18 protein-coding genes and 2 pseudogenes are annotated in these 22261 nt (G+C 69.4%); 3 read left to right on the top strand and 17 right to left on the bottom strand.

The features are described 5' to 3' along the window. Positions 1 to 13 precede the first annotated feature (13 nt). Positions 14 to 1237, bottom strand: a complete 1224-nt coding sequence (locus tag AVCA_RS01565) for a type II toxin-antitoxin system HipA family toxin (RefSeq protein WP_012699020.1) — start codon at positions 1235 to 1237, stop codon at positions 14 to 16. Next, positions 1237 to 1539 (bottom strand): helix-turn-helix domain-containing protein, encoded by a 303-nt coding sequence (locus tag AVCA_RS01570; protein ID WP_012699021.1) that lies wholly within the window; start codon positions 1537 to 1539, stop codon positions 1237 to 1239. The genes AVCA_RS01565 and AVCA_RS01570 overlap by 1 nt, the downstream gene beginning before the upstream one ends. A 335-nt stretch (positions 1540 to 1874) precedes the next feature. On the opposite strand from AVCA_RS01570, the pseudogene AVCA_RS25840 reads away from it, so the two are divergent. Further along, positions 1875 to 2056: pseudogene (locus AVCA_RS25840) on the top strand (IS66 family transposase); the annotation flags it as partial. Between the two features lie 18 nt (positions 2057 to 2074). Here AVCA_RS25840 and AVCA_RS01575 read toward each other — a convergent pair. The 5 genes from AVCA_RS01575 to AVCA_RS01595 form a co-directional block, all read right to left on the bottom strand. Further along, positions 2075 to 3268, bottom strand: coding sequence for a class I SAM-dependent rRNA methyltransferase (locus AVCA_RS01575; RefSeq protein ID WP_012699023.1), 1194 nt, complete (start codon positions 3266 to 3268; stop codon positions 2075 to 2077). 48 nt (positions 3269 to 3316) lie between these two features. Beyond that, positions 3317 to 4078 (bottom strand): ABC transporter permease, encoded by a 762-nt coding sequence (locus AVCA_RS01580; RefSeq protein ID WP_012699024.1) that lies wholly within the window; start codon positions 4076 to 4078, stop codon positions 3317 to 3319. Then, positions 4075 to 5001 (bottom strand): ABC transporter ATP-binding protein, encoded by a 927-nt coding sequence (locus AVCA_RS01585; RefSeq protein WP_012699025.1) that lies wholly within the window; start codon positions 4999 to 5001, stop codon positions 4075 to 4077. The genes AVCA_RS01580 and AVCA_RS01585 overlap by 4 nt, the downstream gene beginning before the upstream one ends. 67 nt (positions 5002 to 5068) lie before the next feature. Continuing rightward, entirely contained in the window at positions 5069 to 6634 is a 1566-nt protein-coding gene (locus AVCA_RS01590; protein ID WP_012699026.1) for a methyl-accepting chemotaxis protein, read from the bottom strand. A 127-nt stretch (positions 6635 to 6761) separates the two neighbouring features. Continuing rightward, entirely contained in the window at positions 6762 to 7322 is a 561-nt protein-coding gene (locus AVCA_RS01595; RefSeq protein WP_012699027.1) for a type 1 glutamine amidotransferase domain-containing protein, read from the bottom strand. Positions 7323 to 7486: 164 nt separating this feature from the next. Here AVCA_RS01595 and mutM point away from each other — a divergent pair, with 164 nt between their 5' ends. Both mutM and AVCA_RS01615 read left to right on the top strand, forming a co-directional pair. After that, on the top strand, positions 7487 to 8299 hold the full coding sequence (mutM, locus tag AVCA_RS01600) for a bifunctional DNA-formamidopyrimidine glycosylase/DNA-(apurinic or apyrimidinic site) lyase (RefSeq protein WP_041807494.1): 813 nt from the start codon (positions 7487 to 7489) through the stop codon (positions 8297 to 8299). 555 nt (positions 8300 to 8854) lie between these two features. Further along, positions 8855 to 10682: pseudogene (locus tag AVCA_RS01615) on the top strand (Na/Pi cotransporter family protein). 22 nt (positions 10683 to 10704) lie between these two features. Here AVCA_RS01615 and AVCA_RS01620 read toward each other — a convergent pair. The 10 genes from AVCA_RS01620 to AVCA_RS01665 form a co-directional block, all read right to left on the bottom strand. Continuing rightward, positions 10705 to 11814, bottom strand: a complete 1110-nt coding sequence (locus tag AVCA_RS01620; protein WP_175555867.1) for a DUF1615 domain-containing protein — start codon at positions 11812 to 11814, stop codon at positions 10705 to 10707. Positions 11815 to 11935: 121 nt separating this feature from the next. Beyond that, positions 11936 to 13003, bottom strand: a complete 1068-nt coding sequence (locus tag AVCA_RS01625) for a hypothetical protein (RefSeq protein WP_012699032.1) — start codon at positions 13001 to 13003, stop codon at positions 11936 to 11938. A gap of 238 nt (positions 13004 to 13241) precedes the next feature. Continuing rightward, positions 13242 to 14597: a (Fe-S)-binding protein gene (locus AVCA_RS01630; protein ID WP_012699033.1), complete on the bottom strand. Its 1356-nt coding sequence runs from the start codon at positions 14595 to 14597 to the stop codon at positions 13242 to 13244. Between the two features lie 162 nt (positions 14598 to 14759). Next, positions 14760 to 16463, bottom strand: coding sequence for a gamma-glutamyltransferase (gene ggt / locus AVCA_RS01635; protein WP_012699034.1), 1704 nt, complete (start codon positions 16461 to 16463; stop codon positions 14760 to 14762). Between the two features lie 3 nt (positions 16464 to 16466). Continuing rightward, positions 16467 to 16718: a YfhL family 4Fe-4S dicluster ferredoxin gene (locus AVCA_RS01640; protein WP_012699035.1), complete on the bottom strand. Its 252-nt coding sequence runs from the start codon at positions 16716 to 16718 to the stop codon at positions 16467 to 16469. Positions 16719 to 16894: 176 nt separating this feature from the next. Further along, positions 16895 to 17374, bottom strand: coding sequence for a pantetheine-phosphate adenylyltransferase (gene coaD, locus AVCA_RS01645; protein WP_012699037.1), 480 nt, complete (start codon positions 17372 to 17374; stop codon positions 16895 to 16897). A gap of 69 nt (positions 17375 to 17443) precedes the next feature. Beyond that, positions 17444 to 18433 carry a hydrolase gene (locus tag AVCA_RS01650; RefSeq protein WP_012699038.1) on the bottom strand — a complete coding sequence of 330 codons (990 nt, stop codon included), beginning with the start codon at positions 18431 to 18433 and terminating at the stop codon, positions 17444 to 17446. A gap of 49 nt (positions 18434 to 18482) precedes the next feature. Next, positions 18483 to 19088 (bottom strand): 16S rRNA (guanine(966)-N(2))-methyltransferase RsmD, encoded by a 606-nt coding sequence (gene rsmD / locus AVCA_RS01655; protein ID WP_012699039.1) that lies wholly within the window; start codon positions 19086 to 19088, stop codon positions 18483 to 18485. Next, the gene (locus AVCA_RS01660; protein ID WP_012699040.1) at positions 19089 to 20573 is read right to left on the bottom strand and encodes a M16 family metallopeptidase; all 1485 of its coding nucleotides are present in this window, start codon (positions 20571 to 20573) and stop codon (positions 19089 to 19091) included. Next, on the bottom strand, positions 20566 to 21912 hold the full coding sequence (locus AVCA_RS01665) for a M16 family metallopeptidase (RefSeq protein WP_012699041.1): 1347 nt from the start codon (positions 21910 to 21912) through the stop codon (positions 20566 to 20568). The genes AVCA_RS01660 and AVCA_RS01665 overlap by 8 nt, the downstream gene beginning before the upstream one ends. Positions 21913 to 22261: the final 349 nt, after the last annotated feature.

Consider the following 22261-nt stretch of genomic DNA (forward strand, 5'->3'; position numbering starts at 1 on the left):
TCGCGGCCTCGGCTCAAGCATCGAGCTTGTCGGCTCCCATGGCGGCCAACGCCAGTTGCAGCTCGGGATCTTGCAGGTGCCGACGATAGTGGGCGGCCAGGTCGGCTGCCCAACCGGCCACTTCATCGATGACTGCGATTGCCTGCTCTTGAGCCAGCCCATAGTGCTCCGTCTGGCTCAGCAGGTTGCGACGCGAAAGTTCATGGCCATGCTTGCCGATTGCCATGGCCAGACGAGTCGGTGCCGCCCCCTCCGTGGTCGGAACCACGTCGTACAGCGGAGACAGGCGCCAACGGCCGTCCTTGAACAGCACGGCGACGTTCTTCGGGTGATCGTCGTCGTTGCCGACCAGGATGTTGAAGCAGATCCGCTTGAACAGCTCCTGGCGATCCTCTACGGGAACGCCGCGGCGCGCCATTTCATCCACCAGGTAACCGTAGTGCCACTCCTTGTCTCTGTTCGTGGTCGACATCCAATCGCTATCGAGCAGGGTCAGGCCGCTGAGCATCGGAATCCGGTAGAAACGGCCATCGCCACCCGGCTCCCGGTCGAATCGATCGACCAGGAGCGTGCTCACCCTGCCCCGGTGAAGCTCGACGCCAGGGGTAGCCAGGCCCTTGGCGGCCGCGAAAGACATGCAGGCATACTCGAGGGACGGGATATCGCAGGTATCGTGACGATCCCGCGGCTTGGCCAGGATCAGTCGTTCCCCATGGAGTAGCGTGCACTTGGGGCGAGCCCCGCCGAGGGATGAGCGTTGCTGCAGAGCTGCCTTCGTCGCCTTGTCCGCGCTCCTGGGAAATCCGTTCTGGATGCCGTCGGCGAACGCTATGAACTCATCGAGCTGGGCGATATTGCCCAGCCCGGCCTGGCCGATACCGGCCGGAGGTGTTCTGCTCGTCCCGGCCATGAGGTTACCGGTGCGGTCGTGGTTGGGCGACTTCAGCAGAAAACCGATGGCGTCCAGGGGGGTGTCGCTTTCACGGTTGGCCAGGCGCTCGCCCCATCCATCCGGAGCGGCATCCCTGATGAAGCCCGGCACGCCACGGTTCTTGGTGATATGAGAGAACGGCTCCGGTCGCAGTGAGTAACGCACGGGGTCCGGTACCCAGCCGCCCGTCTTCACATATGCGGGGCTGTAGACGAATTCGCCCACGCCGCTCCGTACCTGCAAACGCCCGATCGTCGTCACCTCGAGCGAGTCGGGCAATTGCATGTAGATGTAGGCGGTGGCCATCAGAAATCGTCCTCCGGGAGTTTCCTGAGGCGAACCCGGTGCTCCGTGGCGTATGGGGGCGGAGTGGGCACCCGCGGTTCCTGGAAAACCTCATCCAGCAGGCCGAGATGCCAAAGAACCGTCATGTAACCACGCATCTCGACAGTGGGAGTACCCGCCTCGATCTTTCCGAGAGTGGTCGTGGAAAGCCCGGTCAACGCGGCGAGATCCTTTTGGCGAATCTTGCGCTCCAGACGCCTCGCTTTGACCAGGAGTCCGATGGATTCGAGCCTGTCGGCACAGGCTAAAGGGAATGTGGCCATCTTAAGAGGCTCTTTAGGCGATCTTAAATAGGATAAGGATTTCTATAGCATGTTCTATATGGGTTGAGCATTTAAGTTAAGACTTGTTTTAGAGTGTATTTATATACATAAGAACCAGTATGAAAACCCTTATTCTGGCCTTAAGCCTCTCGTGAAAGCCCCGGCCGGCCGAAGGTGCTCCAGTACATCGGCCAGTCGTGCGAGATCGAGCACGAGGCGAGCGACCTGCCGCCCCATGAGTGACAGCGAATACGCCAGGACGCCGGCCCCATCGCCGATGTTCTGCACAGTTGGATGCTCGCCCTGCACCGGTCGATGCATGAAGGCACGGCCTCGCCAAGGCGCTGGACTACAGCCTCAAGCTCTGGGCGGCACTGCTGCGTTGCCGGGATGACAGCAACATGCTCGTCGACAATGACTGGATCGCAAACCGGATCCGCCCGTGGGCTCGGGGGCGCCGTTTGCCGGTTCGCTGCGCAGTGGCCGGCTCGGCGCGTTGATGTTGATTCAGTCGGCCGGTTGAGAAGCTGTCTCCTCAGCTCGGCAGTATCCGGCAGGTCAGGCTCTTGATGTAGCGGGTCTCGGCGATGGCCGGGTGGACCGGGTGGTCGGGGCCCTGGCCGCCGCGCTCGAGCAACTGGATGTGGCGGTCGAGGTGGCGGGCGCTGGAGAGGAGGATGTTCTGCAGGTCGTCCTCCGGCAGGTGCATGGAGCAGGAAGCACTGACCAGAATGCCGTCCTTGTTCAGCAGGCGCATGGCCGCCTCGTTGAGGCGGCGGTAGGCGGCCTCGCCGTTCTTCAGGTCCTTCTTGCGCTTGATGAACGCCGGCGGGTCGGCGATGACCACGTCGAAGCGCTCCTCGGCGGCCTTCAGTTCCTTCATCGCCTCGAACACGTCGCCCTCGACGCAGGCCATCTTCTCGGCCACGCCGTTGAGCGCCGCGTTGCGCTCGACGCCGTCCAGCGCCAGCGCCGAGCCGTCCACGCACATCACCTCGCTGGCGCCGAACGCCGCGGCCTGCACGCCCCAGCCGCCGACGTAGCTGAACAGGTCGAGCACCCGCTTGCCCTTGACGTAGGGCGCCAGGCGCGCGCGGTTCAGGCGGTGGTCGTAGAACCAGCCGGTCTTCTGGCCGCCCTGCACCGGCGCCTCGAACTTCACGCCGTTCTCTTCCAGCGCCACCCACTCCGGCACCACGCCGAAGGCGGTCTCGACGTAGCGTTCCAGCCCTTCGGCGTCGCGGGCGCTGGAGTCGTTCTTGAGCAGAATGCCGCGCGGCTTGAGCACCTGCACCAGCGCCTCGATCACGGCGTCCTTGTGGCGCTCCATGGCGGCGGAGGCGAGCTGCACCACCAGATGGTCGCCGAAGCGGTCCACCACCAGGCCGGGCAGCAGGTCGGAGTCGCCGTAGGCCAGGCGGTAGCAGGGCGCGTCGAACAACCGTTCGCGCAGCGACAGGGCGACGTTCAGGCGATGCACCAGCAGCGACTTGTCCAGCGCATGCTTGAGATCGCGAGAGATCAGCCGCGCGCAGATCAGGTTGTTCGGCGACAGCGCGACGATGCCGAGGGCCTTGCCGCCGGCCGCCTCGAGGATCGCCTGGTCGCCGGCCTGGAAGGCGGTCAGCGGGGTGGCGAGCACGTCCACCTCGTTGCTGTAGACCCACAGGTGGCCGGCGCGCAGACGGCGCTCGGCGTTGGCTTTCAGTCGCAGGCTGGGCAGGGACATGGGGCTCTCTCGCAAAAAGCGCGGAGTATAGCGGAGGGCGGTCCCGCTTCAGCTCTTCAGCCGATAGCCCGTCCGGAAAATCCAGCGCACGCCGGCCATGCACAGGACCAGGAAGAGCGCGGTCATGCCCAGGCTGAGGGGCAGGCCGACGTCGGCCACGCCGTAGAAGCTCCAGCGGAAGCCGCTGATCAGGTAGACCACCGGGTTGAACAGCGACAGCGTGCGCCAGAAGGGCGGCAGCATGTCGATGGAGTAGAAGCTGCCGCCCAGGAAGGTCAGCGGCGTGACGATCATCAGCGGGACGATCTGCAGCTTCTCGAAGCCATCGGCCCAGATGCCGATGATGAAGCCGAACAGGCTGAAGGTGACCGCGGTCAGCACCAGGAAGGCGACCATCCACAGCGGATGCTCGATCTGGAAGGGCACGCAGAGCCGCGCCGTGGCCAGCATGATGGCGCCGAGCAGGATGGATTTGGTGGCGGCCGCGCCGACGTAGCCCAGCACGATCTCGACGTAGGAGATGGGCGCGGAGTGGATCTCGTAGATGGTGCCGGTGAAGCGCGGCATGTAGATGCCGAACGAGGCGTTGGAGATGCTCTGGGTGAGCAGGGCCAGCATGATCATGCCGGGGACGATGAAGGCCCCGTAGCTGACCCCGTCGATGCTCACCATGTGCGAGCCGATGGCCGAACCGAACACCACGAAGTACAGGGCGGTGGAGAGGACCGGGGAGGCCACGCTCTGCATCAGCGTGCGCCGCATGCGGGCCATTTCGAACAGGTAGATCGCGCGTATGCCGTACAGATTCATGAGGGCGAGTGCACCAGGCTGACGAAGATGTCTTCGAGGGAACTTTCCGAGGAGCTCAGGTCCTTGAATTCGATGCCGACCTCGCCCAGCCGTTGCAGCAGGCGGGCGATGTCGCCGCCGTGCTCCCGGTTGTCGTAGGTGTAGACCAGCCGGCCGCCGTCTTCCGACAGCTCCAGGCGGTAGTCTTGCAGCATCTGCGGAATCCGCGCCAGCGGCGCGTTCAGGGTCAGGGTGAGCTGGCGCTTGCCGAGCTTGGCCATCAGCGCGTTCTTCTCTTCCACCAGGATGATTTCGCCCCGGCGGATCACGCCGATGCGGTCGGCCATCTCCTGGGCCTCCTCGATGTAATGGGTGGTCAGGACGATGGTGACGCCGCTGTCGCGCAGGCGCCGCATCATGTCCCACATGCCGCGCCGCAGCTCCACGTCCACCCCGGCGGTGGGTTCGTCGAGAAAGAGGATTCGCGGCTCGTGGGACAGCGCCTTGGCGATCATCACGCGGCGCTTCATGCCGCCCGACAGGGCCATGATGCGGCTGTCTCTCTTGTCCCACAGGGACAGCTCGCGCAGCAGCTTCTCGATGTAGGCCGGATCGGCCGGCTTGCCGAACAGGCCGCGACTGAAGGTAACGGTGTCCCAGACGTTCTCGAAGGCGTCGGTGGACAGCTCCTGAGGCACCAGGCCGATCCCGGCGCGCGCCGCGCGGTAGTCGGCGATTATGTCGTGGCCGTCGGCCAGGACCCGGCCCTCGCTGGGGGTGACGATGCCGCAGATGATGCTGATCAGGGTGGTCTTGCCCGCGCCGTTGGGGCCCAGCAGGGCGAAGATCTCGCCCCGGCGGATTTCCAGGTTCACATCGCGTAGCGCGGTGAGCCCCGAGGCGTAGGTCTTGGATAGGCCATGAATGGCAATGGCTGGCTGCACACGAATCTCCCGGTGATGGCGTGCGCCGATTTTAGCCAGCCGGCCCCCCGCGTCGCACCTGGGCGCTTCAGGCTTTCGCCGGCGCGCGGCCTTCGCGCGTCCTGAAGACGGCCACCCGTTGCTGCATCTTCGCCGCCTGCTCCTCCAGGGCGGTGGCCGCGGCGCGGGACTGTTCCACCAGCGCGGCGTTGCGCTGGGTGGTGCCGTCCATCTGGCCGATGGCGCTGTTGATCTGGCCGAAGCCGCTGCGTTGCTCGCGGCTGGCGGCGGAGATTTCCTGCATCAGGGCGGCCAGTTGGTGAATGGCCTCCACCGTCTCGCGGATGCTCCGCCCGCTGTACTCGGCCTGACGGGCGCCTTCGCCGATCTTCTCGCCGATGGCCTCGATCAGGCCGCGGATTTCCTGGGCGGAGGTGGCGCTGCGGCTGGCCAGGTTGCGCACTTCGGCGGCCACCACGGCGAAGCCGCGGCCCTGCTCGCCGGCGCGCGCCGCCTCGACCGAGGCGTTGAGGGCGAGGAGGTTGGTCTGGAAGGCGATCGAATCGATGACGCCGATGATGGCGTCGATCCGTTTCGAACTGTCGGCCAGCTCGCGCATCAGCAGGATGCTCCGCTCCACGTCCTGGCCGCCGCTCTGCGCCGTGCGTGCGGCGCTCGCGGCGAGCCGGTCGGCCTGCTCGGTGGCCTCGCCGGTCTGCTGCGCGATGGTGCTGATCTGCTCCATGCTGGCCGCCGTCTGTTGCAGGGCGCTGACCTGTTCCTCGGTGCGCGCGGCCAGCTCCCGGCTGCCCTGGAGAACCTCGCGGGCGTGGCCGTGAACGCTTTCGCTGCCGCTGCGCAGGGAGCCGACCAGTTCGGAGAGCCGGTGGTTGGTTTCGTCCATGGCATCGAGCAACTGGCCGGTTTCGTCGCGGCCGTGGCCGGCGAGATCCTGGGTCAGATCGCCCTCGGCCAGCCGGCGGGTCGCCGCCAGCGCCCGCCGCAAGGGGGCGGTGATGCTGCGGGTGATGTACAGGGCCATGAACACGGCGATCAGCAGGGCCAGGGCGGCGAAGCCGAGCAGGCCGGCGAGGGCGTCGCCGAGGCGCTCGGCGACCTGGCGCCGGGCCTGCGTCATGCGCTCGGCGGCCTGGCGGTCGAGCGCCGCGGCGCTCTCGTCGAGCTGGTAGATCTCGTCCTTGTAGCGGCCCATGGCGGCGTTGGCGGCCGCCGTGTCGGCGAACTCGCCCGTGTGAAGGCGCCGGTAGACCGCGTCGAGACCTTCGGCGTAGCCCTCCAGCGCCGTGGCCGAGGCCTCGTACAGGCGCTGCGCGTCGGGCGCCTGGGCACGGCCGGCCCGCAGGGTTTCCCGCAGCTCGCGCAGGGTCGCGTCCCAGCGCTCCTTGTAGGACTGCACTTTTTCCGCATCGCGCAGGTTGATGAACAGGTCCTTTTCGAAGCGCCGTTCCTCCAGGGCCAGCAGGCGCACCTGGGCGGCGTTCAGCGCCAGTCCGGCATTGCGGTCGAGCGTCTCGGCCGCGTCGCGCAGGCCGTTCAGGCCGGACAGGGCGACGGCGGTGGCCGAGACGAGGAGTAGAGCGAGGATACCGAAGGCGATGCCCAGGCGGGCACCGATGGGACGGCGGGATAGCATCGGGAGGGATTTCCTGGCACGGACTGAGAGTTCCCTTAGATCGGCCGTCGTCCGGCGTCCTTGAGCGGCTGCCGACGATCCTCCCCACGCCGGGCTCCCGGCATTCGCCCGGGAGCCTGGTGACGCGTCAGGCGGCCGACTGCGCCGTCTTGCCGCCCAGCATCTCGATCAGGGCTTGGCTGAAGGCCGGGATGTCGTCGGGCCGGCGGCTGGTGATCAGGTGGCCGTCGACCACCACCGGCCGGTCCACCCACTTGGCGCCGGCATTCTGCAGGTCGTCCCGCAGCGACGGCCAACTGGTCAGGGTCTTGCCCTTGACCAGGTCGGCGGAGATCAGCAGCCAGCCGCCGTGGCAGATCGCGGCGATGGGCTTGTCGGCGCGGGCCGCATCGCGCACCAGTTCCTGGGCCATCTCGTCCAGGCGGATGTTGTCGCCGTTGACCACGCCGCCCGGCAGCACCAGCGCGTCGCAGTCCTCGATGCGCAGGGTGTCGAAGCCGTGCTCGACGGGGAAGCGGTCGGCGGGCGTGGTGTGCTTCCAGCCGGTCACCTGGCCCGGCCTGGCCGCGGCGATCAGGGTCCGGGCGCCGGCCTTTTCGAGGGCTTCCCTGGGGCCGGTGAGTTCGACCTGCTCGAAGCCGTCGGTCACCAGGAAAGCCACGCGTTTGCCTTTCAGGGATTGCGTCATCGCGGTACCTCCGGAGTGCTGGGTGGAGCGCCTGCGGGCGCGGGGTTCACAAGGAATCCGACCCTCCCCGCGGGCAAAGTTCTGCCCCTCGTCGGCAGACGGGATTTGCGCGCCGCGGCCTTCCTGCTATGGTCGGTGCCCGCTCGTTTCCATCCCGTGCCGCCATGCCCGAATTGCCCGAAGTCGAAACCACCCGCCGCGGCATCGCCCCGCACCTCGTCGGCCAGCGCGTCGAGCGGGTCGTCGTCCGCGAGCGCCGGCTGCGCTGGCCGATCCCCGAGGATCTCGACGTGCGCCTGTCCGGCCAGCGCATCGAGGCGGTGGAGCGCCGCGCCAAGTACCTCCTGATCCGCGCCGAAGCGGGCACCCTGATCGGCCACCTGGGCATGTCCGGCAGCCTGCGCCTGGTCGAGGCCGGGTTGCCGGCGGTCAGGCACGAGCACGTCGACATCCTGCTGGAGTCGGGACTGGCGCTGCGCTACACCGACCCGCGGCGCTTCGGCGCGCTGCTGTGGAGCGCCGACCCGCTGGAGCACGAGCTGCTGCGCCGGCTCGGTCCGGAGCCGCTGGGCGAGGACTTCGACGGCGAGCGCCTGTACCGGCTGTCGCGCGGCAAGAGCGTGGCGGTCAAGCCGTTCATCATGGACAACGCGGTGGTGGTCGGGGTGGGCAATATCTACGCCAGCGAGGCGCTGTTCGCCGCCGGTATCGACCCGCGCCGCGCCGCCGGCTCGGTCTCGCGGGCGCGCTACCGACGTCTGGCCGAAGAGATCCGGCGCATCCTCGCCCAGGCCATCGAGTGCGGCGGCACCACCCTGCGCGATTTCGTCGGCGGCGACGGCAAGCCCGGCTACTTCCAGCAGACCCTGCTGGTCTACGGACGCGGCGGCGAGTTCTGCAAGGTCTGCGGCAGCACCCTGCACGAGGTTCGCCTCGGCCAGCGCGCCAGCGTCTACTGCGGCCGCTGCCAGCGCTGAGGCCTGGCCCTGCGGGGCGATGGCCGGGGCATCGCCGATCTCCTTCCCCGGCAGGATTCCGGGAGGGCCGCGCCGATCTCCGCCGCTCGATGGCCATCACGCCGGCCCCGCCGGGGGCGTTGCCATAGTCGCGGCTCCGCCGGAAACACCGATGAAGGACCGTCGCATGCCTTCGCTTCGCCCGCTCGCCCTCGCCCGCCCTCCTTTCGACCCCGCCGGCGCACGGGACGCATGCCGGCATCGCCGGCGATCCCGTCCATTCCATCGAGGCGCCGCCGGCCTTCGCGATGCCGGGCGATCCGTCGGTCGCCCGGCCTGCCGGCACCCCGATCGGCAACGTCGAGGGAGCCGGCCGGGTGCCGCTCGTCGAGCCGGGGCGGGAGGCCTTCGTGCGTTGCCCCGGCTGCACCGCCGGCGGCTACCGGCAGGACTGAAAACGCCGCCGGCGTGCCTCCGTCGCAACGGCCCAGGCTTCCCGGCATGCCGATGGCCGCGTAGGCTTGCTGTCCTCGCCGATGGGGCGAGGCGCTGCGCGACAACGGGAAGTCCTGGCCCTTGAATCGTCTCAAATTCCTTCTGATTTTCCTGGTCGGCTCCGGTCTGGCCTATTCCTTCTGGCTCAGCCCCGGCTGGCTGCGCTTGTGCGCGGGGCTCGCGCTCTTTTTGTTCGGCATGCAGTGTCTGGAAGAAGGGCTCAAGCAGCTCGCCGGCGGCCGCCTGGAGGAACTGCTCGGGCGCAGCACGGCCACGCCGCTGAAGGGCTTTTTGTTCGGCCTTTTCGGCACCTTCCTGCTGCAGTCCAGCACTCTCGTGTCGTTGTTGACCATCGCTTTCATCGGCGGCGGCCTGATCTCCCTGGCCGGGGGGGCTGGCCATTCTTTTCGGTACCAACCTGGGCAGTACCAGCGGCATCTGGCTGCTGGCGCTGGCCGGGCACGGCTTCGACCTCGCGCCGCTGGCCCTGCCGCTGCTGGTGTTCGGCGTGCTGATCGGCTTCGACGGGCCGAAGAGCCGGGCGGCCGGGCGCATCCTGCTGGCCGTCGGCTTCCTGTTCATCGGCATCGAGCAGATCAAGGGGGGCTTTTCCAGTTTCGGCGAGACCCTGGACATGACCCGCGTTCCGCTCGGCGGGTTCGCCGGGCAACTGCTGTTCGTGCTGGTCGGCACGCTGCTCACGGTGGTCCTGCAGTCCAGCCACGCGACCCTGATGCTGACCCTGACGGCCCTGGCCGGCGGCCAGCTCGAACTCGGACAGGGGCTGGCCATCGCCATCGGCGCCAACCTCGGCAGCAGCATCAGCACCGCCTTCGTCGGCGCCCTCGGCGGCAACCGTGGCGGCCAGCGCCTGGCGCTGGCCCATGTGCTGTTCAACGGTGTCACCGCGTTGGTGGCGCTGGCCCTGCTGAATCCCCTGACCGCCCTGGTGCAGTGGCTGGCGACGCCGCTGGGGCTGGCGGACAACCGGCTGATCCAACTGGCGCTGTTCCACACCCTGTTCAACGCCCTCGGCGTACTGCTGTTCTGGCCCTGGCAGGCGCGCCTGGTGCGTCTGCTGGAGCGCTGGCTGCCGGAACGCCGCGAGCCGCGGGTGCTGATCACCGAGCTGGAGCCGGCCGCTGCCGAGGCGCCGCGGACCCATGCCCGCTATCTCGACGACAGCCTGCTGGAGTCGGCCGATGCCGCCGCCAGCGCGGTGCTGCGGGAACTGCAGCACCTCGGCCGCCTGAGCCTGGAAGTGATCTGCCACGCGCTCTACCTGCCGGTGGAGCAACTGACCAGCGATCGGCCGGACGAGGCGCTGCTGCACGCGCGTCCGGATCTCCACCACCTGGATGCCGAGACGCTCTACCAGCGCCACGTCAAGGGCGTCTACGGCGACCTGCTGAGCTTCATGGGACGCATGGAGGCGCCGCGGGACGAGGAACACCAGCAGTTCTGGATCGCCTGCCAACTGGCCGCGCTGCAACTGGTGGACGCGGTGAAGGACGCCAAGCACCTGCAGAAGAACCTTGGCCACTACCTGCGCGACGGGGACTCGCCGGTCCGCGAGGCCTACGTCGAGCTGCGCCGGCACCTGCTGGCGATGCTGCGCGAGGTGCGCGAACTCGGCCGCCTGGAGGTGCCGGACGAGGCATGGCAGGCGCGCCTGCAACTGCTCGACGAGCGCGCGGCGGACTTCGACGCGCAGTTCCGCGCCCGGCTGTTCGCCGCCGCCCGCCGCCGCGAACTGGACGGCCTGCAGACCGGCTCGCTGATGAACGACCTGGGCTACGTCAGCCGCATCGTCCAGAGCCTGCGCAACGTGCTGCAGCTCGGCGACGGCCAGTCCCGCGAACTGCGCCGGCTGGCGACCGGGGACGAACCGCTGATCCAGTTGTCGTGAGGCGTGCGGCGACGCCGCGCCGCTACTTCCCTTTGCCGCCCGTGGCGCGCGCCATGCAGCGCCGGTGGCGCTCGTCGACCCGCTTGGCGAACCAGGCGGTGGTGAGGTCGCGGGTGATCTTCGGGCTCTGCAGCTTGATGCCCGGCAGCACCGCGCGCGGCAGCGGCTGGCGTTCGATCCGCTCGGCCAACGCGAACACGCGCTCGTAGAGTTCCGTGTCCTCGAAATCGAGGCGGTCGCCCCGCTCCAGAGCGTGGCGGATGGCGCTGTTGCCCATGTCCAGCTTCCTGCCCAGCGAGCGCACGGCCAGTTCGGTGGCGCCAGGGGCGAAGGAGCCGTGGCGGATGAGGTCGCCGTCGAGTTCCAGCGGGATGCCCGAGGCGCGGCTGACGGCGTTCTGGAAGGCGGCGTTGCGGCTGGCGTACCAGCCGGCGTTGAAGTCGGCGAAGCGGTACAGCGGCCGCTCGTAGTTGGCGGGATAGCCCAGCAGGTGGGCGATGCCGAAGTACAGGCCGCCGCGGCGGCTGAACACCTCGTGGCGGATCGAGCCCTCGGGCGGATAGGGGTAATCCCGCGCCCGGCTTTCGGCGAAGGCGATGCTGACCTGCATCGGCCCGCCGGTATGCACCGGGTTGAGGCTGCCGAACAACTGCCGGCCCAGCGGGACCATGCCGATGAAGTCCTCGAAGATCGCGCTCAGTTCCTTCTCGGTACGCACGGCGCCCAGGCGCTCGCTGTAGGTCTTGCCATTGGACGAGTCGAGCCCCAGGGCGGCGCGCAGCAGGAACTCCGGTATGTGCGACTGGGCGGCGCGACGGTCGATCTCCTTGCGCGCGATCCTGGCCAGTCCGGGCACCGCTGGATCGACCTGGAAAGTCGACTCCTGCTCGGTCACCGCCAGCACGGCGCACAGGTTCCCGGCACTGGGAGAAATGTCCTGCGCCGCGAACGCCGCGTAGATGTCGGTTGCCCAGCCCTCGCGGTCGGCGATCCCGGCCGGCATCAGCCGCACGATCCGCGCCCGCACCTCGGCCGGGCGGGGTTCCTCGGGGCGCTGCGTGACGCAGCCGGCCAGCGCCAGCAGCAGGGCCAGGCCCAGCGCGCCGGCCGCGCGACGGCGCGGCTCCGGCATGGCGGTCCCGGCGGTGGCGGGCTGGATGGGACACTTCGGGTTCATGTTCTTGCGGTTCCGTGGCTGTTGCGGCTTGGGCAACGCAGCGGTCGCCGTCGTTGCGAAAGGGCATTCGTCCGCGTTACCACGGCGGCCGGGGAGGCGCGTCGGGCCCGGCCGGCCGGGAAGCTCCTGGCGGCGAGGATCGCGGAGATGGCACGGGGCGATGGGCGAGGCTTTCCTCGATCCGCCCGGCCATGTGGTGGACGCCTGCCAGCACTCCCGTGTCGGGGTCGCGCAGCAGTTCGCGCCATTCTTCGTCGAAGGCGTCGTTCAGGGTCTTGCGCAGTTGCGCCTCCGTTCGCGGTTGTTCGCGCCCGTGCGCGAGGCTGTTGAAACCGGCCGCGCCCAGGGAAATCAGCATGCCCGCCGCCCGTCCGGCCGCCGCCGCGAGGGCGCTGGCGACACCGCTGGTGGTGAGTTCGCTGGTCAGTCGCTCGCTGGTGCGCCTGGCGACCGAGGTCATGCCCGCGCTCGCGGTCCGCACCTCGGCGGCGCCGGCCGAAGCCGTGTGGATTCGCGCGACCAACGCCACATAGGCCGGCAGCCGGTCGATCGGCTCGGTGTGCAGGAGTTGATGGAGCGAAGCGCTGCGAGCGTCCGGTGGCGCCAGGGCGATCGCCGGGATCTCCTTGAGCCGGCGGTCGAATTGCTCCTGGGGAACACCGTAGCGCTGCGGAATCTTGCGGAGCAGTTCGCCGAGGAGCCAGATGTGGAATTTCGTCGTTTTCTCCATGATCCGCTCGGGATCGAGCTCCCTGGCGACCGGTTCCAGGACGCGCTCCCGGTATTGCTCCTGCAGATGGAGGGCCAGGCGCTCCACGACCTCGTCGCGTTTCCCCTCCGCGTTCAGCCGGTACCAGGCCAGCCGCATGGTCAGCGCCTGGCGGGTCCAGTAGCTGGAAAACCAGGGGATGAATTCCGCATCGGTGCGACGGTGGACGAGGTCCATCCACTCCGCCATGAGTTCGCGGGCGTGGTTGGTGGTCTGTCGGGTGGCCTCCCGCGAGGCGGCGAGGATGTCGTCGTCGATCCGCCGCCAGGTGCTTTCCGGGATCACCGGCGCCGGCCGCTCGGGGGGACGGCCCGAAGAGGCGCATCCAGCCAGCGCCAGCATCAGGACGACGATCAGGAAGCGCGGATTCGGCATCGCTGGTCCCCCAGGACGGACGCGCCGTCGGATAGGTTCCAGGCCCGTGCGGGGGCGATCGTCCGCAGGGCACGAACGGACCGCTCCTCCCTCGCCGTTTTTCCGATTCCCTGTCCGGCGGCATTCGCCGGCCCGGCCGCGGTAGCCTGAGTTTAAGTGGCGGAAACCGGGCCGGGCAAATGCGCCGTACGCAGCGGGGCGGGGGCCGCTCCGCCCTGCAAGGCGCCTTCCGGTGGCCTCAGCCGGCCTTTTCCAGCAGCGCATCGCGCAGCAGTTCGGCCAGGTGGCGCGGGCGCTGGTCGCCGTGCGCGCGCATCTGGTGGCGGCAGGAGAAACCGTTGGCCACTACCCGCGCCGCGGGTTTTTCCCTGAGGGCCGGCATCAGCGCCTGTTCGGCCATCTTCGACGACAGCTCGGCATGTTCGGCCTCGATGCCGAAGGTGCCGGCCATGCCGCAACAGCCGGATTCGATCAGGGTGAATTCGTGGTCGGGGATCAGCTTGAGCACCCGGCGCATGGACTTCATGGCGCCCACCGCCTTCTGGTGGCAGTGGCCGTGGACCAGGGTCTCGCTGCCGGCCAGGGCCTTGAGCGGCAGGTCGAGGCGCTTGGCGGTGGACTCGCGGGCGAGGAACTCCTCGAACAGCAGGGTGTGCCTGGCCACTTGCTCCACGGTTTCGCCGAGACCATACGCCTGGGCGTCGTCGCGCAGGCCGAGCACGCAGGAAGCTTCCAGGCCGACCACGGTGCGTCCGGCCTGCACATGGGGCAGCAGTGCGCGAACCAGGCGGCGGACCTCGTCGCGCGCCTGATCGATCATGCCCTGGGCCAGGTAGGTGCGGCCGCAGCACAGGGCGCGCGCCGGCTCCTCGTCGTCGCCTTGCGGTTCGGCGATCGACACCCGGTAGCCGCCGGCCTGGAGCACGGCGAGCGCCGCCTCGGCGATGCCCGGTTCGAAGTGGCGGGTGAAGGTGTCGATCAGCAGCACCACCTCGGGCAGGCCGGCGGCGGGCGCGGTGGCGGCCGGGGTGGCGACGAAGGGGGCTGGCGCCGGCTCCGGCAGGGGGCGCCCGGCGGCCAGGCCGAACAGGCGCTCGGACAGCCGTGCCAGCAGCGGACTGGCGTTGCGCAGACGCACCAGGGGTTTCAGCCAGGGCGCGCGGTGCAGCCAGCGCGGCGTGTGACCGAACAGCCGGCCGCGCCAGCTCGGGCCGTCGCGGGCGACGCGCTGGGCGAGGTATTCGGCCTTGATCAGCGGCATGTCGACGTTGGCTTCGCACTCGCGCTTGCAGCCCTTGCAGGCGACGCAGAGGTCCATGGCCTCGGCCAGGGTGGGATCGGCCAGCGCCTGCTCGGCCAGGTCGCTGTTCAGCGCGGCCTTGAGCAGTTGCACGCGGCCACCGGTGGAGAGGTTCTGGTTGCCGCTGACGCGGAAGCTCGGGCACATCACCTGCTTGCCCTCGGCTTCGCACTGGCGGCTGTTGATGCACACCGCCACCGCCTTGGCGAAGTCGCCGCCATGTCTGGGAATGTCGGCATAGGCGTCGCCCATGCCCGAGTCCTTGTAGGCGGACCAGTCGAGGAAGGTTTTCATCGGGCGTGCTCCTCCCGGCGAACGGCGGGGAACGGGAGGCGAAGGGACGAGCGGGGGCGACTAATGATCATGGCTGGGGCAGGTACGGGCTGGATTACGGATGGGCCATGCTAAGCAAGTGCCGGTACGGATGCCAGCGCGGGACGGTCGAGCGGGCACGGTTCAGCGCCGGGCGGGCAGGTATTGCGGGTGGCCCAGGCCGCGCGGATCGCTGGCCGCCTCGACCGCGCCGCTGCGCTTGTCCCAGCGCAGCACCTGCTGGTTGCCGTAGGGTTCGCGCACCTTCAACCGGTGGCCGCGCCGCCGCAGCTCGGCGAGTTCGGCGGCGTCGAAGGCGTCCGGCTCGTGCTCGACGACATCCGGCAGGTACTGGTGGTGGTAGCGCGGCAGCGCCGGCCAGCGCTCGATCGGCCGGCCGTCGAGGTATTCCAGCACGGCCAGCAGCACCATGCCGGGGATGCGGCTGCCGCCGGGGGTACCGAAGGCGGCCAGGTCGTCGGCGCTTTCGATGAAGGTGGGGCTCATGCTCGACAGCGGGCGCTTGCCGGCGGCGACGAGGTTGGCCGGGCTGGCGACGAGCCGGTAGGCGTTGCTGCCGCGCGGATCGGCGGCGAAGTCGTCCATCTCGTCGTTGAGCAGCACCCCGGTGCCCGGCACGGCGAAGGCGGCGCCGAACGGCAGGTTGATCGACAGGGTGGCGGCCAGCGCGTTGCCCTCGGTATCCAGCACGGCGAAGTGGGTGGTGTGCTCGCCCTCGCGCCAGGCCGGCGCGGGCGGCAGACTGGCGCTGGGGGTGGCCCGCCCTGGGTCGATGCCGGCGGCCAGGTCGCGCAGGTAGGCGGGGGCGAGCAGGCGCTCGACGGGGTTGGCGACGAAATCCGGGTCGCCGAGCAGGCCACGGTCGCGGAAGGCGCGGCGCGAGACTTCCACCACGTAATGGGCACGCTGCACGCGGTCGGCCGTCCGCCAGGGCAGGTGGGCGAGCATGCCGAGACTCTGCGCCAGGGCGATGCCGCCGGCCGAGGGCGGCGGCGCGCCGATCAGTTCGCAGCCCCGCTCCAGGGCGAAGCGCAGCGGCCGGCGCTCGACCACCCGGTAGCCGGCCAGGTCCTGTGCGCTCCAGATGCCGCCGGCGGCGCGCACCCCGGCGACCAGCCGCTCGGCGGTGGTGCCGGCATAGAAGCCGTCATGGCCGCGTTCGGCGAGACGCCCGAGGGTTTCGGCCAGTTCCGGCTGGCGCACCAGATGGCCCTCGGCGGGGACCTCGCCGTCGTCGAGGAACAGCCGGGCGCTTTCCGGGTCGTCGCGCAGGGCGCTCAGGCGGAACCGGGCGCGCTGCCGGTAGATACGCTCGACGGGAAAGCCGTCGCGAGCCTGGCGGATCGCCGGCGCCAGACTGTCGCGCAGCGGCAGGCGGCCGTGGCGGGCGGCCAGCTCGACCAGCGCCGCCGGCAGGCCGGGAATCGCCGCGGCCAGGGCACCGTCGCGGGACAGATGCGCCAGCGCGCGGCTGTCGCGCAGGTAGAGTTCGGCGTGGGCGGCGAGGGGCGCGCGTTCGCGGGCGTCGAGGAACAGGTAGCGGGGCGGGGCGCCGTCCCGCTCCTCGCGCAGCAGGAAGAAGCCGCCGCCGCCGAGGCCGGAGCCGTAGGGCTCGACCACCGCCAGGCTGGCGGCGACCGCCACGGCGGCATCGAAGGCGTTGCCGCCGGCCTGGAGGATGTCCCGGCCGGCCGCGCCGGCGAGGGGATGAGGGGTGGCGAGGACGGCCCGTCCGGGCGTCTGCGCCTGCAGCGCCGTGGCGCAGGCCAGCAATGCCAGGCCGGCGAGGAGCCGGCGCAGGAACACGGGCGTTCCGTCGCCGCCCACCGGTCAGGCTTTGCCGGTGATGATCAGGTATTTCCGCATCAGTTCCTCGCGACTCTCGACGCGGTTCTCGTCGTGCGGGATGCAGTCCACCGGACAGACCTGCTGGCATTGGGGTTCGTCGTAGTGGCCGACGCACTCGGTGCACAGGTTGGAGTCGATCACGTAGATCTCTTCCCCCTGGGAGATGGCGCCGTTCGGGCACTCGGGTTCGCAGACGTCGCAGTTGATGCAATCGTCGGTGATCTTCAGGGACATGTGGGGCTCCTGCCGCGCTCGAGACCGCGGCACTGGGATAACGACGGGGGCGCATTGTGCCGTATCGGCGTCCGCCGTGCACGCCCGCCGGGCAGCCGCCGGGGCAATTGCGCGAGGCGCCCGTCCGGTCGCGGCCCGCTCGTCGCCTCGTGCGGCTGCCGGCCGGACGCCGCCCGCTAGGCGCGGAAACGCTCGCGCAGCGCGTCGGCCACCGCCGGGTGCACGAACTGTTCGATGTTGCCGCCCAGCGCGGCGATTTCCCGGACCAGGGTGGAGGAGATGTAGGAGTACTTCTCCGAGGGGGTGAGGAACAGGCTTTCCACCTCCGGCGCGAGCTGGCGGTTCATGTTGGCCAACTGGAATTCGTACTCGAAGTCGGATACCGCGCGCAGGCCGCGCAGCAGCGCGTTGGCCTTCTGCTCCCGGGCGAACTGCGCGAGCAGGCTGGAGAAGCCCAACACCTCGACGTTGGGCAGGTGACGGGTGACTTCCCGGGCCAGCTCGACGCGCTTATCGAGGGAAAACAGGGGGTTCTTCTTCGGGCTGGCGGCCACCGCGATGATCACGTGGTCGAACAGCTTGGCGGCGCGCTCGACCAGATCACCATGTCCCTTGGTGATGGGGTCGAAAGTTCCCGGGTAGATTACGCGGTTCATCACAGCGTCCTTGGCGGGTTCATGGAGGCCCGGATGGTAGCTCAGCCGGACCTCATGGCCAAGCCGGACTCAGCCCGCGCGGGCCGTCAGCCAGGCGGGAATGCGCCGCTCCAGGTAGAGCCCCGGACGGTGCGGCGGGCCTTCGACGAAACCGACGTGACCGCCGCCGGGCTGCAGCTCGAACTCGGTGCCGGCCGACAGTTCGTGCGCTCGCGGCAGGCTGTGGGGGAACACGAAGGGGTCGTCGGCGGCCTGGACGATCAGCGTCGGCACACGGATTTCGGCGAGGAAATAGCGACTGGAGGCGCGCCGGTAATAGTCGCCGGCATCGAGAAAGCCGTGCAGCGGCGCGGTGATGCGCCCGTCGAAATCCCAGAAGGTGCGCAGGTCCTGCAGCGGGCCGAGGCGTTGCAGGGTAGCGAGATGCTCGGCCTGGCCGAGACGGGCGAACCAGCGCTGCTTGTCTTCCACGTAGAGGCGCATGGCACGGATGAAGTGGGCCTGGTAGAGCCGCGAGAATCCCTGGCCGATGCGGTCGGCGCATTGGTCCAGGCGAAACGGCACCGACACCGCCACGGCCGCCCGCAGGGCGCAGTCCGCGCCGCTTTCGCCGAGGTGCTTGAGCAGCACGTTGCCGCCTAGGGAATAGCCGACCGCGTGGAGCGGGGCGTGCGGGCGCCGCCTGCGCAGGTGATCGATGGTCGCGGCGAGGTCGTCGCTGGCGCCGGAGTGGTAGGCGCGCGGCAAGCGGTTGGGCTCGCCGGAGCAGCCGCGCCAGTTCAGCGCCACGCTGGCCCAGCCGCGCGCCGCCAGGGCTTGCTGCAGGCCGAGCACGTAGAGCGAGCGGGAGGAGCCGGTCAGGCCGTGCAGCACCAGGACCAGCGGCATGCGCGGATCGTCCGGGCCGTGCCAGTCGAGATCGAGGAAGTCGCCGTCCGCCAGCCACAGGCGCTCGCGACGACGCTCCAGCGGCGGCGGCCGGCGGCACAGCGGTCCCCACAGGGTTTGCAGGTGCGGACCGGGCAGCCACCAGGCGGGTCGGAAGGGGGCGTCGTTCATCGGCGGAACCCGTGGGCTCGTCCATGATCGCGCCAAGGGACTTGGCGCTTCAGCCGGTCCTCTGCCACAGCGCGTAATGCACCTGACCGGCCTGCTTTTCCCGGTGCAGGCGCCAGTTGTCCGGCAGGCCGAGGCCGGAGGGCGGGGCTTCGCTCTCAGTGTAGATCCAGGCGTCGCGGGCCAGCCAGCCACGCTCCTCGAGCAGCCGGCAGGCGGGCGCGAGCAGGTCCTTGTGGAAGGGCGGGTCGAGGAACACCAGGTCGAAAGGGCTCGGCGCCTGGTACTCCAGGTAGCGCAGGGCATCGCCCTGCAGCAACTGGCCGTTGCCGCAGCGCAGGCTGTCGAGGTGGCGGCGCAGGCTGGCGACGGTTGCGCCGTCCAGGTCCAGCGCCAGCGCCTGGGCGGCGCCGCGCGACAGGGCTTCCAGGTAGAGCGCGCCGCTGCCGGCGAAGGGGTCGAGCACGCGGGCGCCTTCTATATAAGGAGCCAGCCAGTTGAACAGGGTCTCGCGTACCCGGTCGGGCGTCGGACGCAGGCCCGGCGCCTCGGGGAAGGCGAAGCGGCGCGAGCGCCATTCGCCGCCGATGATGCGCAACTGGCCCTGGCCGCCGTGGGGGCGGACGGCCGGGCGGGAAGGCCGGGAGGGTTGGCGCATTCAGTGCTCCGGCATGGCGGCGGGGCGTTCGGCGGGCGTGGTCGGCGGCGGCAGCGGCTTCTGTTCGACGGTCGGTCCGGCGCTGACCACGACGAAACCGTTCGGGTCGATGTGCCTGGCCATGGCGGCCTTCACCTGCCCCACGCTGAGAGCCTGGACCTGCTGCAGGAAAAGCTCCAGATGGTTCAGCGGCAGGTTGTAGAAGCCGATGGCGCCGAGCTGGCCGACGATGTCGGCGTTGCTCGCCGTGGACAGCGGGAAGCTGCCGATCAGCTCGCGCTTGGCGTCCTTCAGCTCCTTCTCGGTCGGGCCCTCGGCGATGAACTCGCGGACCAGCTTCTGCACCAGTTCCAGGGTGCCCTGGCTGTAGTCGGCGCGGGTCTGCAGGTTGATCATGAAGGGGCCGCGTACCTGCATGGGGGTGAAGCCGGAGTAGATGCCGTAGGTCAGCCCGCGCTTCTCGCGCACCTCCTCCATCAGTCGGGCGCCGAAACCGCCGCCGCCGAGGATCTGGTTGCCCAGGTAGAGGGCCGCGTAGTCCGGGTCGTCGCGGGCGATGCCGAGCTGGGCGAGCATCAGGTGGGTCTGCTGGGAGGGGTACTCGATGTGCTGCAGGCCCGGCCTGGGCGGCATCGGATCGGCCGGCCTGGCCAGCGCCGGTCCCTTCGGCAGCGCGGCGGAGATGGACGCGGCCATGGCTTCGGCCTCGCTGCGCGAGAGGTCGCCGACCAGCGCGATGACCGCGTTGGCGGCGGTGTAGGCACTGGCATGGAAGGCCTGTAACCGCTCGCGGCTGATCGGGGCGATCGACTCGGTGTCGCCGTCGCTCGGGTGGGCGTAGGGGTGCACGCCGAACAACTGGCGGTTGAGTTCCAGGCTGGCCAGCTTGCCGGGGCTCTGCTTGCGCATCTCGAAGCCGGCCTGCAACTGGTTCTTGATCCGCGCCAGGGCATCGGCGGGAAAGTCCGGTCGGCCGAGCACTTCGCCGAACAGGGCGAGCGCCGGCTCGCGCTTGGCCGGATCGCTCAGGCTGCGCAGGCTGGCGATGGCCATGTCGCGGTAGGAGCCGTTGCCGAACTGGGCGCCGAGGCTCTCGAAGCCCTCGGCGATGGCGGTCGCATCCTTGCCGGGCACCCCTTCGTTGAGCATGGCATTGGTCAGCAAGGCCAGCCCGGGGGTGTCGCCGTCCTGGCTGCTGCCGGCGGCGAAGGTCAGGCGCAGGTCGAACATAGGCAACTGGCGGGCCTCGACGAAGAGCACACGGGCGCCTTCGGCGGTGCGCCAGTCCTGGATGTTCAGGGCGCGGTGGACCGGCGGCTCGCCATTCAGCCCGGCCAGCGACTCCAGGCGGGCCGGAGCGGTGGGGGCCTCGCCGGCAGGGGCGGTCGGGCGCGGCGGCAGGTTGGCCAGCCAGACCATCAGGCCAAGCAGAAGCAACAGGATCAGGCCGATCAGGCCATAGCCCAGCCGGGTACGTTCAGTCATGGTTGGCCCCCTCGGGCAGGACGTGCGCGACGGTGAGGCGCGAGCGGGTGAAGTAGCGGCGTGCGGCGTCCTGGATGTCCTGCGGGGTGACCGCCTGCAGGGCGGCCAGCTCCTCGTCGATCAATTGCCAGGACAGGCCCACGGTTTCCAGTTGGCCGATGGTGGTCGCCTGACGGGCGATGGAGTCGCGCTCGTAGACCAGGCCGGCGATGACCTGGGCGCGCACGCGCTCCAGCTCCTCGGCCGTCGGCGGGGTTTCCTTGAGTTCGTCGAGCAGGCGCCAGAGCCCGGCCTCGACCTCTTCCAGGGTATGGCCCTTCTGCACGTTGGGCGTGGCGTTGAGGACGAACAGGCTATCGCCGCGCACGTAGGCGTCGTAGCCGGCGCCAGCGCCGGACACCAGTTCCTCGCCGCGCTCCAGGCGGGCCGGAATGCGCGCGCTGTAGCCGCCGTCGAGCAGGCCGGCGATCAGGCGCAGCGCATGCGCCTCGCGGGGGCTCTCGGCAGTGGCCAGGCCCGGTACGTTGAAGCCGTAGAGCAGGCTCGGCAACTGTACCTTGAGGTTCAGCGCGAGGCGCCGCTCGCCCGGTTCGGCCGGTTCCAGGGGGCGCTTGGCGACCGGCAGCGGACGCGACGGAATGGCGCCGAAGTAATGTTCGGCGAGCTGCTTCACCTCGTCGCCGCCGACGTCGCCGACCACCACCAGGGTGGCGTTGTTCGGCACGTACCAGGACTGGTACCAGGTGCGCAGGTCGTCAACGCTCATCCGGTCGAGATCGGGCATCCAGCCGATGGTCGGGGTGCGGTAGCCGCTGGCCGGGTAGGCCATGGCCTTGAAGCGTTCGTAGGCCTGGGCGCTGGGACGATCGTCGGTGCGCAGGCGGCGCTCCTCCTTGACCACCTCGATCTCGCGCGCGAACTCTTCCGCCGGCAGGCGCAGGCTGGCCAGGCGATCGGCCTCCAGTTCGAGGGCCACGGGCAGGCGGTCGCGCGCCAGTACCTGGTAGTAGGCGGTGTAGTCGTCGCCGGTGAAGGCGTTTTCCTCAGCGCCCAGCTCGCGCAGGATGCGCGAGGACTCACCGGGGCCGAGCTTGCGGCTGCCCTTGAACATCATGTGCTCGAGGGCGTGGGAAAGGCCGGTCTGGCCGGGCGTTTCGTAGCTGGAGCCGACCTTGTACCAGAGCTGCGAGACCACTACCGGAGCGCGGTGGTCCTCGCGGACGAGGACCTTGAGGCCGTTGTCCAGGGTGTATTCGTGGGTCGGCTGGGGTGCGGCGGCCAGCGCCGCCAACGGCATGCCGAGCAGAAGGAAGGCGGCATGGCGAGCGATCACGTTCATCGATGTCGAACCTGTAGAGCGGCCCGCGAGCTCGGCCCTGCGGGCGGGGAAATGTAGGATACCTGTCCGTGTGCGGTACGTATACGTGTGCCGGGCTTGGCCAGGGTGGCCCGGAAAGATATGAAGAAATCTTTTTGATTCAATGGTTTAAGGGATTGGTTGGGTCTGTGGGAGGCTGGCTTGTCCTGACTGGAGGACCCGCTTGCGGGCTGGTGTGTTCCCCGGCCGGCGGGAAAACCTCGGAGGAGGGACACGTTCTTTCCTTCGTGGCGGAACTCATCTTCGAGCGATTCGGCGGCTCCGGGCCGTGTATCGACTGGACGCCTCCAGGACGCTCGAAAGGGCTGGC

The organism is Azotobacter vinelandii CA, assembly GCF_000380335.1.
Lineage (GTDB): Bacteria > Pseudomonadota > Gammaproteobacteria > Pseudomonadales > Pseudomonadaceae > Azotobacter > Azotobacter vinelandii.

Bases quoted from the DNA above. Each gene is read 5' to 3' on its own strand.
- AVCA_RS01620 (WP_175555867.1), bottom strand. From the start codon at position 11,814: ATGCCGGAGCCGCGCCGTCGCGCGGCCGGCGCGCTGGGCCTGGCCCTG.
- coaD (WP_012699037.1), bottom strand. From the start codon at position 17,374: ATGAACCGCGTAATCTACCCGGGAACTTTCGACCCCATCACCAAGGGA.
- AVCA_RS01625 (WP_012699032.1), bottom strand. From the start codon at position 13,003: ATGCCGAATCCGCGCTTCCTGATCGTCGTCCTGATGCTGGCGCTGGCT.
- AVCA_RS01575 (WP_012699023.1), bottom strand. From the start codon at position 3,268: ATGTCCCTGCCCAGCCTGCGACTGAAAGCCAACGCCGAGCGCCGTCTG.
- AVCA_RS01570 (WP_012699021.1), bottom strand. From the start codon at position 1,539: ATGGCCACATTCCCTTTAGCCTGTGCCGACAGGCTCGAATCCATCGGA.
- AVCA_RS01640 (WP_012699035.1), bottom strand. From the start codon at position 16,718: ATGTCCCTGAAGATCACCGACGATTGCATCAACTGCGACGTCTGCGAA.
- AVCA_RS01590 (WP_012699026.1), bottom strand. From the start codon at position 6,634: ATGCTATCCCGCCGTCCCATCGGTGCCCGCCTGGGCATCGCCTTCGGT.
- mutM (WP_041807494.1), top strand. From the start codon at position 7,487: ATGCCCGAATTGCCCGAAGTCGAAACCACCCGCCGCGGCATCGCCCCG.
- AVCA_RS01565 (WP_012699020.1), bottom strand. From the start codon at position 1,237: ATGGCCACCGCCTACATCTACATGCAATTGCCCGACTCGCTCGAGGTG.
- AVCA_RS01665 (WP_012699041.1), bottom strand. From the start codon at position 21,912: ATGAACGTGATCGCTCGCCATGCCGCCTTCCTTCTGCTCGGCATGCCG.
- AVCA_RS01580 (WP_012699024.1), bottom strand. From the start codon at position 4,078: ATGAATCTGTACGGCATACGCGCGATCTACCTGTTCGAAATGGCCCGC.
- rsmD (WP_012699039.1), bottom strand. From the start codon at position 19,088: ATGCGCCAACCCTCCCGGCCTTCCCGCCCGGCCGTCCGCCCCCACGGC.
- AVCA_RS01595 (WP_012699027.1), bottom strand. From the start codon at position 7,322: ATGACGCAATCCCTGAAAGGCAAACGCGTGGCTTTCCTGGTGACCGAC.
- AVCA_RS01630 (WP_012699033.1), bottom strand. From the start codon at position 14,597: ATGAAAACCTTCCTCGACTGGTCCGCCTACAAGGACTCGGGCATGGGC.
- AVCA_RS01650 (WP_012699038.1), bottom strand. From the start codon at position 18,433: ATGAACGACGCCCCCTTCCGACCCGCCTGGTGGCTGCCCGGTCCGCAC.
- AVCA_RS01660 (WP_012699040.1), bottom strand. From the start codon at position 20,573: ATGACTGAACGTACCCGGCTGGGCTATGGCCTGATCGGCCTGATCCTG.